This window comes from Nocardia sp. NPDC052316 (assembly GCF_044547795.1).
In the GTDB taxonomy this organism is placed as follows: Bacteria; Actinomycetota; Actinomycetes; order Mycobacteriales; family Mycobacteriaceae; genus Nocardia.
Map to the genome: position 1 here is coordinate 1,434,617 of NZ_JBIUBB010000001.1, position 14,422 is coordinate 1,449,038.

The 14,422-nt window shown below is 66.5% G+C and carries 13 protein-coding genes and 1 riboswitch; of the genes, 9 read left to right on the forward strand and 4 right to left on the reverse strand.

What is annotated here, in order from left to right; all coding sequences use genetic code 11:
* The first annotated feature begins 163 nt into the window (after positions 1–163).
* Genes ACIHA7_RS06660 through ACIHA7_RS06670 form a run of 3 tightly spaced genes read left to right on the forward strand, consistent with a single transcriptional unit; the run spans position 164 to position 2,600 of the window.
* Complete coding sequence (locus tag ACIHA7_RS06660; RefSeq protein ID WP_397286214.1) at positions 164–754, forward strand: peptide deformylase; 591 nt, start codon at positions 164–166, stop codon at positions 752–754.
* Positions 744–1,751: a GNAT family N-acetyltransferase gene (locus ACIHA7_RS06665; RefSeq protein WP_397286216.1), complete on the forward strand. Its 1,008-nt coding sequence runs from the start codon at positions 744–746 to the stop codon at positions 1,749–1,751. Before ACIHA7_RS06660 ends, ACIHA7_RS06665 begins: the two co-directional genes overlap by 11 nt.
* 33 nt (positions 1,752–1,784) lie before the next feature.
* Complete coding sequence (locus ACIHA7_RS06670) at positions 1,785–2,600, forward strand: exodeoxyribonuclease III (protein WP_397286218.1); 816 nt, start codon at positions 1,785–1,787, stop codon at positions 2,598–2,600.
* Between the two features lie 10 nt (positions 2,601–2,610).
* Here the strand turns inward: ACIHA7_RS06670 and ACIHA7_RS06675 are convergent, their stop codons facing one another.
* On the reverse strand, positions 2,611–3,210 hold the full coding sequence (locus ACIHA7_RS06675; RefSeq protein ID WP_397286221.1) for a Uma2 family endonuclease: 600 nt from the start codon (positions 3,208–3,210) through the stop codon (positions 2,611–2,613).
* Between the two features lie 98 nt (positions 3,211–3,308).
* Positions 3,309–5,231, reverse strand: a complete 1,923-nt coding sequence (locus tag ACIHA7_RS06680; protein ID WP_397286223.1) for an acyl-CoA dehydrogenase family protein — start codon at positions 5,229–5,231, stop codon at positions 3,309–3,311.
* A gap of 183 nt (positions 5,232–5,414) precedes the next feature.
* Between ACIHA7_RS06680 and ACIHA7_RS06685 the strand changes: the two genes are divergently transcribed.
* From ACIHA7_RS06685 to fahA, 3 genes are all read left to right on the forward strand, one after another.
* Positions 5,415–6,041, forward strand: a complete 627-nt coding sequence (locus ACIHA7_RS06685) for a TetR/AcrR family transcriptional regulator (protein WP_397286225.1) — start codon at positions 5,415–5,417, stop codon at positions 6,039–6,041.
* A gap of 167 nt (positions 6,042–6,208) precedes the next feature.
* Positions 6,209–7,405: a homogentisate 1,2-dioxygenase gene (locus ACIHA7_RS06690; protein ID WP_397286227.1), complete on the forward strand. Its 1,197-nt coding sequence runs from the start codon at positions 6,209–6,211 to the stop codon at positions 7,403–7,405.
* The gene (gene fahA / locus ACIHA7_RS06695; RefSeq protein WP_397286229.1) at positions 7,402–8,583 is read left to right on the forward strand and encodes a fumarylacetoacetase; all 1,182 of its coding nucleotides are present in this window, start codon (positions 7,402–7,404) and stop codon (positions 8,581–8,583) included. Before ACIHA7_RS06690 ends, fahA begins: the two co-directional genes overlap by 4 nt.
* A 73-nt stretch (positions 8,584–8,656) precedes the next feature.
* Here fahA and ACIHA7_RS06700 read toward each other — a convergent pair whose 3' ends face one another.
* Entirely contained in the window at positions 8,657–9,346 is a 690-nt protein-coding gene (locus tag ACIHA7_RS06700; RefSeq protein ID WP_397286231.1) for a TetR/AcrR family transcriptional regulator, read from the reverse strand.
* Between the two features lie 96 nt (positions 9,347–9,442).
* Here ACIHA7_RS06700 and ACIHA7_RS06705 point away from each other — a divergent pair, with 96 nt between their 5' ends.
* From ACIHA7_RS06705 to thiC, 3 genes are all read left to right on the forward strand, one after another.
* On the forward strand, positions 9,443–10,888 hold the full coding sequence (locus ACIHA7_RS06705) for a lipase family protein (RefSeq protein ID WP_397286233.1): 1,446 nt from the start codon (positions 9,443–9,445) through the stop codon (positions 10,886–10,888).
* 182 nt (positions 10,889–11,070) lie between these two features.
* Positions 11,071–11,553, forward strand: coding sequence for a VOC family protein (locus ACIHA7_RS06710; protein ID WP_397286235.1), 483 nt, complete (start codon positions 11,071–11,073; stop codon positions 11,551–11,553).
* A 108-nt stretch (positions 11,554–11,661) separates the two neighbouring features.
* Positions 11,662–11,769, forward strand: a riboswitch (TPP riboswitch).
* On the forward strand, positions 11,763–13,412 hold the full coding sequence (thiC, locus tag ACIHA7_RS06715) for a phosphomethylpyrimidine synthase ThiC (protein WP_397286237.1): 1,650 nt from the start codon (positions 11,763–11,765) through the stop codon (positions 13,410–13,412). (Overlaps the previous riboswitch by 7 nt.)
* A gap of 53 nt (positions 13,413–13,465) precedes the next feature.
* Here thiC and ACIHA7_RS06720 read toward each other — a convergent pair whose 3' ends face one another.
* Positions 13,466–14,356, reverse strand: a complete 891-nt coding sequence (locus ACIHA7_RS06720) for a hypothetical protein (protein WP_397286239.1) — start codon at positions 14,354–14,356, stop codon at positions 13,466–13,468.
* Positions 14,357–14,422 lie beyond the last annotated feature (66 nt).

Genomic DNA, 14,422 nt, shown 5'->3' on the forward strand with positions numbered 1-14,422 from the left:
AGACGAAAAATGGTGCTTGTACGTCGCGGATCATTCAACCACGAGACCGTGGGATAGCCAGGGCTACGGCGCGGCGTGTTCGCTACCTGCCGGTAAGCGTGTCGCGGAAAGGTTGCCGCCCCCGCACGGCCGGCGGCCCAGCGGCGCGGCAATAATTGTGTTCATGGCTATCCTCCCGATCGTGATCGTCGGCGACCCGGTTCTGCACAACCCGACCGAGCAGGTCACCCAGTCACCGGAGGAACTGGCCGAGCTCATCGCGGACATGTACGAGACGCTCGACGCCGCACACGGCGTCGGCCTTGCCGCCAATCAGGTCGGTGTGCCGCTGCGCCTGTTCGTCTACGACTGCCCCGACGTCGCGCCCGACGGCACCGCGAGCAGGCGCCGCGGCGCGGTGATCAACCCGGTGCTGGAGACCTCGGCGATCCCGGAGACCATGCCGGACCCCGACGACGACGAAGAGGGCTGCCTCTCGGTGCCCGGCGAGCAGTACCCGACCGGGCGGGCCGAGTGGGCGAAGGTCACCGGCACCGATGAGCACGGTGCGCCGGTGGAGATCGAGGGCAAGGGTTTCTTCGCCCGCATGCTGCAGCACGAGGTCGGCCACCTGGACGGTTTCCTCTACGTCGACGTGCTGATCGGGCGCAATGCCCGTGCGGCGAAGAAGGCGATCAAGCGCAACGGTTGGGGCACACCGGGACTCAGCTGGATCCCCGGGACCGTCGCGGATCCGTTCGGCCATGACGACTGACGCGGACGGCCCATTTCCGCAGATCCCGCTCGGTCGTCGAGTCGTGCTGCGCTACCGGTTGCCCGCGGGTTATCCACAACCACTCACCGATGTGATCGGCGAACTGGTCTCGCTGGACCCGCCGACCGTGCGCGCCGCCGACGGGCGCACCGTCTCGGTGACCCCGGACCGGGTGGTCGCGCTGAAAGCGGTGGGGCCGAGGCCGATTCGGACCAAGGAGATCAGGTCGCTGGAGGCCGCGGCGGCCGACGCCTGGCCCGGCGTCGAGCACTCCTGGATCGACGGGTGGTTCGTGCGGGCCGGGCACGGGTACACCGGCCGCGCCAATTCCGCACTGCCGCTGGGTGGTTCCGACGGTCCCGCGGCGCTGACGCCGGATGCCATCCATCGGGTCGGCGAGTGGTATACCGCGCACGGCCTGCCGCTGCTGCTCGCACTGCCCGACCGCCTCGCACCCATTCCACCTGGGTGGGACAGCTGGCGCGAGACCGTCGTGATGGCCATCGACATCGAGAATTTCGTGCTCCCGCAGGGGCCGTCGATGGTGCGGATCGCCGGTGCGCCGGACGACGCCTGGCTGGAGTTGCACCGCTTCGAGGGCGAAGTGGTGACGCCGCAGCGACTTTCGACGCCGGAACCCAATATCGAGGTGCTGACCGCGGTGCGCGACGGCGAGCTCGGGTTCGCCTCGCTGGGTGTGCCGACGCCGATTGCGATCGGGCGCGGCGCGCTCACCACCGCGCCGGACGGGCGCCGCTGGATCGGGCTCACCTGCGTCGCGGTGGGCGCGGAGCACCGCAGGAAAGGGCTCGGCTCGCTGGTGTGTGCCGAGCTGATCCGGTGGGGTCACGGGCGGGGCGCGACGCACGCGTACCTTCAAGTGGAGGCAGGCAACGGTGCCGCCATCGCGCTGTATCGCGAGCTCGGTTTCGTCGAACACCACATGTACCGCTATGCGGCACCCGCCGCGCTCGCCCGTGCTGCCGACCTGCGGTAGAACGGAATCAGACCCGCATCGAGGAAGGCAGCTGTGCGTCTCGCCACCTGGAACGTCAACTCGATCCGCTCCCGGCTCGATCGGGTTGCGGAATTCCTGGACCGCCAGAACATCGATGTGCTGGCCATCCAAGAGACCAAGTGCCGCGACGACCAGTTCCCGTTCGAGCGGTTCGACGAACTCGGCTACGAGGTCGCCCATCTCGGCATCAACCAGTGGAACGGGGTTGCGATCGTCTCCCGGGTCGGGCTGACCGACGTCGAGCTCGCCTTCCCGAACCAGCCCGGCTTCGACAAGGAAGCGGGGGAATCGCTGATCAGCGCACCCGTCGTCGAGTCACGCGCGCTCGGCGCCACCTGCGGCGGCGTCCGGGTGTGGAGCCTGTACGTGCCCAACGGCCGCGCCCTCGCCGACCCGCACTACGCCTACAAGCTGGAATGGCTTGCCGCGCTGCGGGAAAGCGGCGCCCGCTGGCTCGCCGAAGACCCGAAGGCGAAGATCGCCCTGGTCGGTGACTGGAACATCGCCCCGACCGACGACGACGTCTGGGCCCCCGAACTCTTCGTCCACAAGACGCACACCTCCCAACCCGAACGCGACGCCTTCCAAGCCTTCCTTGACACCGGCTTCGCCGACGTCATGCGCCCCTTCGCCCCCGGCCCCGGCGTCTACACCTACTGGGACTACACCCAACTCCGCTTCCCCCGCAAAGAGGGCATGCGCATCGACTTCATCCTCGCCTCCCCCACCCTCGCCGCCACCACCAAAGACGCCTTCGTCGACCGCGAGGAACGAAAAGGCAAGGGCGCCAGCGACCATGCCCCGGTAATCGCCGAATTCACCGTCTAAGCGGACGAACTCAACGCACCCAGTTTTTGATCGGTTCAGTGTCGATCGTGACGCCGACAGGGTCCGGAAGAGTTAGCACGGTGCCGAAGGGCAGCGTCAGAGCGAGCTGATACTTCCCATCCACAGGTGTGCTGTAGACGACGAACTCACAGGAATCACGGTCGACCAGCAGGTAAACCGGGATACATGCCTGCGCGTAGGCACGAGGCTTCTCCTCCCGATCCCGGCGTTCGGTGTCCTGGTCGTGCGACGTCACTTCGACGACAAGCAGCACTGGCTCGGGATCAGCCCATTCGGGTTGTCCTGCGAATACACCGCTCGGCGCAAGAACTCCGTCGGGCCTGGCACGACCGGATCGATAGCCCTCGACCTTCAGTCCCTGCTCCTGAAACAGCCATAGTTCCGGACGCAACAGCAAGAACGCGCGAATCAACCATTCGATTATGCAGCCATGATCCCCGTCCGGCACTGCCTTCGCCCCCAGCTTTCCGTCGATGAACTCCAATCGCAAACCCTCTGACACACGACCAGCTATCCGAGCCAGTTCTTCGAACTCCTCGGTGGTCATCAGAGACTCAGCGGCCATAAGAGGCTCCTCGACAGCGGTCATAGCGAAATCGTACCGACAGTGACCGACAACTCCAACGGCTCATCCGGAGCCACGGTGCGGCAACGCCGAGGTGATCGACCATGAAGTACAGCCTACGTTCAGGGGTTCATTTCGTAGGTTCCGGCGAGGGACCTGGCCTGGGTCAACACCTTCTCGAAGCGGGGGCGGTCGGGGACGGGGCGGCGGATGAGGTCGAGGGCTCGGGTTTGCTGGGCTTTGGTTGCGGTGGGTTTGGTGTGCAGCGTCAGCGCGTTCTCGGCGAATTCGCGGACGAAATTGTCGAAGATCTGGTCGAGCACGGCCGGGTCGGTGCCTTCGATCTCGGCCTGTTCGAGGACGAGTTGGGCGTAGGGCAGGGCGGTGAAGAGTTCGCCCAGTGCGAAGAGGAAGTCGACGTCGCGTTGCTGAGCGGCGGTCGGAGAGGCGGCGGCGAGCAGGGTTTGGAAGGCCAGGGCCTGGTCCAGGAAGACCGCGACATTCGGTATGTGGGTGAACTTTTCGAAGACCTGGCGCCAGTCGCTGAAGCGGATGCGGCCGAGGCCGCTGCTGGGTCCCTGACGGAAGAGGAATTCGTCGTCGGCGGGGTCGCGGCGGGTCGGGACCGGAGCGTAGGCGGCGCCGGCCAGCTCGGTGCGCAGCTTCGGGATCGCGGTGCCCGCGCGCGCGGCGAGCGTGCGGCTCGACCAGCTCAGCGCGCCCGAGACGGCGCGGACCGCGCTCTTGGGTGCGGCGCCCGCGCCGGGCAACACGCGCAGGGCGGCAAGGCCAGCGTCAGCGGGGTGGAACATGTAGTTGGCCATGAACTTCAGTGACAGCGCCATGTTCACGTGCACGGTGCCTTCCAGCCGAGGCAGTCCGAACAGGCCGAGCATCGCGATCGGGAAGTACATGTCCTTCTCGAAACCGCGCGCGGCGATCACATCGGCGAGATCCTCGATGATCCGCTGCCCCTGCCGGGTGACGGTCATCTTCTCGATCGCGTTGAACAGCAGGTAGCGCCGGTCTTCCGGGGAGGCGGACCGCAGGTAATCGATGGCCCGCTCGCTGTAGAGCTTCATCGCCATCAGCCGCGCGTACGAGTCGGTCAGCAGAGACTGCACCTGCGGGAACTCGGTCACCTTGTGGCCGAACAGGATTCGGTTCTCGGCATGCGTCACGGCCTCGTAGTAGGCGTGTTCGCACGCGCCGACGGCACCGAAGCCGAGATTGAACTTGCCGACGTTGACGGTGTTCATCGCCGCGTGGAAGGCCGCCTCGCCGCGGTGCAGGATGTCTTCCTCGGCAACGGGATAGTTCTCCAGATCGAAGGCCGCCACGTACATCTGACTGTCCACGACATTGCCGCGCAGGTGGTAGTTCTCGTGCTTGCTGTCCGCGAGGAAGAAGAGGTAGCCCTCGTAATCCTGCTGTGTCGGTTTACTTTCCAGCGCCTTCGAGCTGTCGATGATCGGCTTGTCCGAGCGCCGTCCGAACACCGAGACCAGCGCGGCCTGATTGCCGTTGCCGATGTAGTGCTTGGCGCCGGTGGCCAGGTAGCCGCCGCCGGGCTGCGGCGCGACCATCATGTCGGTCGAGTAGACGTCGGCTCCGTGCGCCTTCTCGGACAGGCCGAAAGCGAAGATCTCGCCCGAGGCGAGCAGGGCGGCCGCCCGCCGCTTGGCCGCCGCATTGTCGCTCTGCCAGATCGGGCCGAGGCCGAGGATGCTGACCTGCCAGACATACCAGTACTGCATGGAGTAGAAGCCGAGGATCTTGCTCATCATCGCGATCCGCGCGGTGTCCCAGCGCTTGTTCGGATCACCGTCCGCCTCGGCCGCCGGTGTGAGGAAAGTCGCGAAGACCGCCTCGCGCTTCACGAAATCGAGGAACTCGGCATACCAGACCCGATCCCGATCCTCCTGCTTGAGCACCGCTTTGCCACGGGTCTCGAACCAATCGACGGTCGCGCGCAGCAACCGGCGGGTCTCGGCGTCGAACTCGGCGAACTCGCAGGTCTTCGGGTTGAACAGGGTTTCGGTCATCGCTGACTCCTCGGCTGTGGCATAGCGCTCGCACCCGTGTGCAGGTCGCTCGGCAAAGACAGTCGGCACTATCCAGCCGACTTCATGCACGACTGTAGCATTAACCTTCACCGACGTAGGAAGCTGATCTATAAGCGCGGGACCAGCGAGAACTCCGCAACATGCACTGCTATGTTGGTGCCCATGGGTAGCGATTCGGCCGTGCAACCGCGGCAGCGAGCGCCGCACCTCGGCCCGGAACGCCGCCGCCCGCAGGTGCTCGACACCGCGCTGGCCATCGCCGTTGAACACGGCATCGCGGCGATCACCATGGCCGCCATAGCCGAACGGATGAACGTGACCCGCCCGGTGGTCTACGCCTGCTTCGCCGACCGCGTCGAATTGATCGAAGCGCTGATCCAGCGCGAAGAGAGCTACCTGGTCGACGACCTGCTCGGCGTGATGCGCCGCCGCGACGTGGACGCGGGCGAGACCGTATTCATCGAGGGCTTCCGCGCGCTGCTGGAGAAGGCGGCCGCCCGGCCCGACGCCTGGCGCCTGCTCTACGGCAATCCCGATCCGGCCGTTGCGGATTCGTTCGGCCGCGGCCGTGCCCTCGCCATCGAACGCTGCGGCACCCTGCTGCGCCCGACCCTGCGCGCCTGGGGCACCGAGGACGCCGAACGCAAGCTGCCGGTGCTGGTGGAGCTGTGGGTGTCGGCCGGCGAAGGCGCGGTGCGCACGCTGCTCGCGGGCGAAGGCGGGTGGACGGCGCAGGATCTCGGCGCCTTCGTCGGCGCAGCGGTCTACCGCGCCTTGCGCCACGCCTGACAAATTGTCGGCAACTTTCTGAACAGCTAGGCGAAATGCCTCCCCATCCCCCGATGTTCCGGCAGAATCCGCGCTGTCGGGGGCGGATTCCGCCACTGCGCCCGCGCCCCCGTCACTACGATGGGGACCAGTTGAACCAGGCCACAAGCCAGGCAGGAGGTGCGGTCATGGCGTTCTATCGACAAGTAGGAGCGGTGCCGCCGAAACGGCATACGCAACATCGGGACGAGCAGGGGCAGCTCTATTACGAGGAGCTGATGGGCGAGGAGGGTTTCTCCGGCGATTCCTCACTGCTGTACCACCGCGGGCTGCCACCCGCCATCGTCGACTCGACGGTGTGGGAGCTGCCCGATCAGTCCACCACCCCGAATCATCCACTGCGGCATCGACATCTGCGGTTGCCGGAGCTGTTCCCGGACGACACGCCGGCCAGGACCGACGCGGTGACCGGACGGCGGCTACTGCTCGGCAACGCCGATGTGCGCATCTCCTATGTCGTGGCGAAGGGCGCGTCACCGCTGTACCGCAATGCGATCGGCGACGAGCTGGTCTATGTGGAGTCCGGTGCCGCGGTGGTCGAAACGGTCTTCGGCCCGCTGCCCGCACGCCAAGGCGACCAGGTACTCATCCCGCGCGCGACCACCCACCGTTGGTTGCCGACCGGCCCGGAACCCTTGCGCGCGTATGTGATCGAGGCGTCCAGCCACATCACCCCGCCGAAGCGGTACCTGTCGAAGTTCGGGCAGCTGCTCGAGCACGCGCCCTACTGCGAACGCGACCTGCACGGCCCGGCGGAGATCCTGACCGCCACCGGCACCGACGTCGAGGTGCTGGTCAAGCACCGCCCCGGCGGCAAGGTCGTCGGCACCCGGCTGGTGTACGCCACCCACCCGTTCGACGTGGTCGGCTGGGACGGTTGCCTGTACCCGATCACTTTCAACATCAGCGATTTCGAGCCGATCACCGGCCGGATCCACCAGCCGCCGCCTGCTCATCAAGTCTTCGAGGGGACCAACTTCGTGGTCTGCAATTTCGTGCCGCGCAAGGTGGACTATCACCCGCTGTCCATCCCGGTGCCGTACTACCACTCCAACGTCGACTCCGACGAGATCATGTTCTACTGCGGCGGAAACTACGAGGCGCGCAAGGGATCCGGCATCGCGCAGGGTTCGGTGTCGGTGCATCCCGGCGGCTACGCGCACGGCCCGCAGCCCGGCGCCTACGAGCGCAGCATCGGGCTGGACTACTTCGACGAACTCGCGGTCATGGTCGACACCTTCCGGCCGCTCGAGCTCGGCGAAGGCGCTCTCGCCTGCGAAGACCCGGCCTACGCGTGGACCTGGTCCGGACGGGGGCCCGCGTGAAGACTCGCGTCGAAGTACCCGACGATTCCCTGTTCGGTGCGGACAACCTGCCCTACGGCGTTTTCGCCACGGACGGCCGGAACTACCGTGTCGGAACCCGATTGGGTGATTCGGTCATCGATCTCGCCGCGGCACTCGGCGATCCGGAGTTCGCCGAACCGACCCTGGCCGCCCTCATGGCGCGGGGTCCGAGCCACTGGCGTGCGGTGCGCGAACGCGTCCGCGACCTGGCCGACAGCGAAATCGACAGCGCCGCAGTGTATGCGCTGTCCGAGGTGACGCTCGGACTGCCGGTCGCGATCGGTGACTATGTCGACTTCTACGCCAGCATCGACCACGCGACGAACCTCGGCCGCCTGTTCCGGCCGGACAGCGAACCGCTGCTGCCGAACTGGCGGCATCTGCCGGTCGGCTACCACGGGCGAGCGGGCACCGTCGTGGTGTCCGGCACCGAGGTGATCCGACCCTCCGGACAGCGCAGGACCGATTCGGGCACACCGGATTTCGGCCCGTCCCGGCGCCTGGACATCGAGGCCGAGCTCGGCTTCCTGGTCGGTGTCGGCTCCGAACTCGGCAATCCGATCGAGACCGGTGAGTTCGCCGAGCGGGTGTTCGGCGTCGCACTGGTCAACGACTGGTCCGCCCGCGATATCCAGGCGTGGGAGTACCAGCCGCTCGGCCCCTTCCTCGGCAAGTCCTTCGCGACCTCGATCGCGCCCTGGGTCACGCCGCTGGCCGCGCTGGAAGCCGCGCGGGTGCCGACACCGGAACAATCCCCCGAACCCCTGCCCTACCTGCGGGAAAAGGAACCGTGGGGTCTCGACATCGACTTGGCGGTGTCCTGGAACGGGGAGGTGGTCGCGCACCCGCCGTTCTCCCGGATGTATTGGTCGCCCGCGCAGATGCTGGCCCACCTCACCGCGAACGGCGCCGCCACCCGCACCGGCGACCTGTACGCCTCCGGCACCATCTCCGGTCCGGAGCCCGACCAGCGCGGGTCCTTCATCGAACTGTCCTGGGGCGGTAAGGAACCCGTGCTGGTGAACGGCGAGAAGCGCACCTTCCTCGAGGACGGCGACGAAGTGGTCATCACCGCGTCCGCACCGGGCCCCGCCGCGGGGCGCATCGGCCTCGGCGAGGTCAGGGGGCGGATTCAGCCCGCACGACGGCGCGCCTGACGCCGATAGTCGAACAACGACGACGCGGGACGGGCCGATGCAGTCGGCCCGTCCCGCGTCGTTTGTCGTAAAACTATTGCCCCGCAACAGCTCCGCGGCCAGCATTGACCACGGTGACGAACCGGATCAGGTCCTCGGTAAGGGTTTCGACGCCATCCGGGGCGCCGCCGTCGTCGTGGTGGTGCAGCCAGTCCGCGACGAGTTCGAACATGCCGCCGATGGTGGCCAGCGCCAAGGCCAGCCGAGCCCGCTGTACGCCGGCATCGCTCGCCGGTTCACCGCTCCACACCCGGTCCAGGAAGGCACCCGACCAACGCCGGTTGCTGCGCCGCATCCGCTCCACCGCGGGCGAGATGCCACCCGCCTCGCCGAAAGTCACCTTGGCCAGGCGCGGGTCGTCGGCGATGGCGTGCACGAACGCCTCGATCACCGGCGCGGCGCGCTCCGGCCACGCCAGGTCCGCGGCCGCGGCGGCACCGGCGATCACGCGTTGCTGGATCTGCGCGGTGAGTTTTTCCAGTAGGGCGATGTAGCAGGCTTCCTTGCTGTCGAAATGGTCGTAGAACCCCTTGGTTCCGACATACGCGCGCTGGCAGATCTGCTCGATCGACGTTCCCGAATAGCTGTGCTCGGCAAACAGTTCGGTGGCCGCGTCGAGCAGTTGATTGCGCCGCTGTGCGCTGCGCTGTTCGGCGTCGAGGCCACGGATCCGGCGGCGAGCCGGCCCCTCGGCAGGCCGCGCGGCGGATTTGCTGCGGGTCATACCTCGACCATAGCTCGATGCGCTTTAGAAAGAGTTCTTGTTGATAACAGGCTCTCATGTTGTAATCGCTGTCACATGATGAGGAAGGACGCACACGTGTCAGTGATCACAGGGGATCCGACCGGCCGCACCCGCCGGTCGGGGCGCGCGGTTGCCACGCTGGTGACCATGGCGTTCGCCATGGCCGCCGTGCTGCTCGCCGGCGCAGTCACTCCCACGCAGGCCACCGCAATCCCACTCCCGCACGAGGATTCGTTCTACCAACCGCCCGAAGGCTTCGAAGCCCAGGAGCCCGGCGCCATTCTCCGGTCCCGCGAAGTGCGCCTTGCCGCGCTGACCGTGCTTCCGGTGAATGTGCGGGCATGGCAATTGCTTTATCGCACTACCGATCTGAACGAACAACCCACCGCGGCCGTGACCACGGTCGTGCTTCCCGCGCTGGCCGATCCGAATCGATCGAGGCCGCTCGTTTCACTGCAGTTCTACTACGACAGCGCCAACCTGGACTGCTCGCCGTCGTTCGTCCTGCAGCAGGGCTCCGGCCTCGCCGGACTCGAAGGCATCCACTCACAGAGCGAACTGCTCGGGCTTGCCGCGTTGATCAGCCAAGGCTGGGCGGTCTCCATCCCGGACTACGAGGGCGTCAACGGCCACCTCACCGTGCCCAAGGAGCCGGGCTACATGACCCTCGACGGCATCCGCGCCGCCGAGCGTTTCGAGCCGCTCGGGCTGGACGGGGCGAATACCCCCGTCGCGCTGTGGGGTTACTCGGGCGGCGGTATGGGCTCGGGCTGGGCGGCCGAAATGCAGCCGACCTACGCGCCCGAACTGAACGTGAAAGGCATTGCGCTCGGGGCGCCGACCTCGGATGTGGTGTCGCTGCTGCATGTGAACGGCTCGATGTTCTCCTCGCTGATCGGCATCGGCATCTCCTCGCTACGCAAGGCCTACCCGAAGTTCCGGGAAGCCTCGGATCGGTACCTGAAGCCGGAGGGCCGGGCGCTGATGGACCAGACCGAGCGGCAATGCCTGCCGCGCAACGCGCTCACCCAGATGTTCGTCGACTACGGCCGGTTGCTGACCATTCCGATCCCGGACTTCCTCGCGGTGCCCGAGATCAAGGAGGTCTTCGAGTCGACGGTGCTCGGCCGCAACATTCCTACCGCACCGATCTTCCTGTACCAAGGCGTCTTCGACGAGGCGGTGCCGGTGTGGACCAATGACCGGCTGTCCCAGCAGTGGTGCGCCGGTGGCGCGTCGGTGCTCTACAAGCGCGACCATCTCAGCGAGCATTTGAGCCTGCCGTCGCTCGGCATGGCCGACACGCTCAACTGGTTGAAGGCGCGGCTCGCGCCGAACGCGCCCGACCAGTTCGGCTGCCGGACCGAGAACGTCGTGTCCATGCTGGCCGACTTCAACGCGCTGCTGACGCAGATCGAGATCAATCTGAACGCCACCTTCGGCGCGCTCGGCTTCCCAATAGGTCCGCGCGAGCTCCCCCGCCCCTCCGCGTCTTCAGGCCAGACTGAGGTGCCGCGATAGCGACGTTGGCGACCGGCTGTCGTGTGATCGGTTGAGTTGGCCCGTACCCGGTGAGTTACCCATGTACTCCCGAAATCAGTGGTCACTGATTTCGGGAGTACATGGTGTACGTGCACGCGATGAATTCCGGTCGCTCCTCCCGTCTTCACAGATATCTATCAACTCCGGCCGGGAGGACCGCCATGCAAAAGATCGTCACCAACCTCTGGTACGACACCCAGGCAGAAGAAGCCGCAGAGTTCTACTGTTCGTTGTTCGCCGACTCGAAGATCACCGACGTCCAGTACCACACCGAGGCGACCAACCGTCCGACAAATCTGGCGATCACCGTCGACTTCGAACTCAACGGACAGAGGTTCACCGCCATCAACGGTGGCGGCGACTACCAGTACACCCATGCCATGTCGCTGCTGGTCAACTGCGAAAGCCAGGACGAGGTCGACCGGCTGTGGGAGGCGCTGCTCGCCGACGGCGGCAAGGAGATCGAATGCGGCTGGCTCAACGACAAATACGGGGTGCCGTGGCAGATCTGGCCCGCCGAGGCCACCGAGCTGGTCACCGGCGACGATCGGGAAGCGGTGAACCGCGCCATGCAGGCCATGTTGGGGATGAAAAAGATCGTACTGCAGCAGATGCGCGACGCCTACCACAGCAAGACGGACTGAGCTCGTACGGCTGGCGCCGGGACCGATGCCACCGGCGCCGACCTGCATCTTCCACCGATCACCTGACGCACTTTCAGGGTCAGCAGGTAGTGTCGGCCTGGAAAAATTTCACACGCCAACGGGGGCTCGCACCAGCGGGCTGAGAGGACGGCTAGGGCCGTCGACCGTATGAACCTGACCGGGTAATGCCGGCGTAGGGAGGAAAAATCATGGCATCTGTTGCGTCCAAAGACGGCTCCGAGACGGTCGACACCGTCACCACCGGACCCATCGAAGGCAGCGTCAAGCACTATCACGAGGTAGACGGGCTCCGCGTCCCGGTGCGTCGGGTGAACCTGACCAACGGCGAGCATTTCGACGTCTACGACACCTCGGGTCCGTACACCGACGACTCGGCCGAGATCGACCTGGAGGCGGGTCTGCCGAAGCTCCGCGACACCTGGGCCAAGCCCGAGGTCGATGGGCCGCCGACCCAGCTCGCCTGGGCCAGGCAGGGCATCATCACCCCCGAGATGCGGTTCATCGCCGCCCGCGAGGGTGTGTCGCCCGAGCTGGTGCGCGACGAGGTGGCCCTCGGTCGCGCGGTGATCCCGGCCAACCACAAGCACCCGGAGCTGGAGCCGACCATCATCGGCAAGAAGTTCCTGGTGAAGATCAATGCGAACATCGGCAACTCGGCCGTCTCCTCCTCCATCGCCGAGGAGGTCGAGAAGATGGTGTGGGCCACCCGCTGGGGCGCCGACACCATCATGGACCTGTCCACCGGCAAGAACATCCACGAGACCCGCGAGTGGATCCTGCGCAACTCCCCCGTCCCGGTCGGCACCGTGCCGATCTACCAGGCGCTGGAGAAGGTGAACGGCGATCCGACCAAGCTCACCTGGGAGATCTACCGCGACACCGTGATCGAGCAGTGCGAGCAGGGCGTGGACTACATGACCGTGCACGCGGGCGTGCTGCTGCGCTACGTACCGCTGACCGCCAAGCGGGTCACCGGCATCGTCTCGCGTGGCGGATCCATCATGGCCGCATGGTGTTTGGCGCATCACCAGGAGTCGTTCCTGTACACCAACTTCGCCGAGCTGTGCGACATCCTGGCGAAGTACGACGTGACCTTCTCCCTCGGTGACGGCCTGCGCCCCGGCTCCATCGCCGACGCCAACGACGAGGCGCAGTTCGCTGAGCTGCGCACGCTCGGCGAGCTGACGAAGATCGCGAAATCCCATGGCGTGCAGGTGATGATCGAGGGCCCGGGGCACGTGCCGATGCACAAGATCGTGGAGAACGTGCGGCTGGAGGAGGAGCTGTGCGAGGAGGCGCCGTTCTACACCCTCGGCCCGCTCGCCACCGACATCGCGCCCGCCTACGACCACATCACCTCGGCGATCGGCGCCGCGATCATCGCGCAGGCGGGCACGGCGATGCTCTGCTACGTGACCCCTAAGGAGCACCTCGGGCTGCCCAACCGCGACGACGTCAAGGTCGGCGTGATCACCTACAAGATCGCCGCACACGCCGCCGACCTGGCCAAGGGGCACCCGCACGCGCAGCAGCGCGACGACGAATTGTCCAAGGCGCGTTTCGAATTCCGCTGGCGCGACCAGTTCGCGCTGTCACTGGATCCGGACACAGCACGGGAATACCACGACGAGACCCTGCCCGCCGAGCCCGCCAAGACCGCGCACTTCTGCTCCATGTGCGGTCCGAAGTTCTGCTCGATGCGCATTTCCGCCGATGTCCGCGAGTACGCGGCACGCAACCAGCTCACCGACGTCGAGGCGATCGAGGCCGGGATGGCGGCGAAGTCGGCGGAGTTCGTCGACCACGGTAAGGCGGTCTACCTGCCCGTCGTTTCGTAGGTTGTTCGACGGGTTCGCCTGTCCGGCAACATATCCGGTTCCCGCACACCGCTTCAGACGTGCGGGAACCGGTCGTTTCCGTCCCGGCGCATGATCTCCAGCAGTGACTCGAGGTGATCGGCGGGCACGACTTCCATCCGGTCGCCGCTGCCGCGGATGGTCGCGGCGATGTCGACGGTGATCCGGTTGCGCCACCAATAGATCGAACGGCTGACCGGTCGCGACTCGGCTTCGCCCGCGACGAGCAGCTGGGCGAGCAGGCTGGTTCCCGCGAAGACGGTGGGGCCGGTGATCGGATGGACGAGCAGGTGGGTATGCCCCGGGATGACCAGCAGTGCGCCCCACGGCCCGACCACCGGATAGTCGTCGAGCCAGCGCACATGTGCGGTGACGAAATCCGAGGCACCGTAGAGCATGTGGATATCGACGTCGTCCATGCCGTCGATCTCGGCGGCCATCAGGTCGAGTCCGCCGGCGGCGCGAGTATTGCGCTCGGCGAGCTCGAACAGATCGGATTCCTTTGCGCCCCAACGGTGCGCGGCCGCGTAGGTCACCGGGATCATGATGTCACCGAAGTCGATCAGCACCCGCTGCAACAGGCCGGGCGCGACCAACCGCCGCACATCATTGATCAACCCCTTCGTGCGCGCCGAGCACAGCCGGGTGCGCAGCAGCGGCCGCACGGACACCAACCGCGCCGGCTCGAGGTGGCCTGCCACCAGATCGGCGATCTGCATATCCAGCCGATCGCCGACCAGCGTCGCCCACAGCTGCCGCGGCGCCCGGGCGACCCGACGGTCCAGCCGGGTACTCGGCAGCACGATCCGAACCCCCGCCGCGCCGCTGAGCACGAACTCCCCGTCGGACTCCTCGCACCCGAACCCGTGCCGCAGGGCGACGTCGCTGACCAGCAGTTTCAACAGACCCGAGGACGACTCCCGCATGACCCCTCGCTCTCGGCCGATTCCACCCACTCTCAGTATATCGAACATCAGTTCGAATGGGTGGGC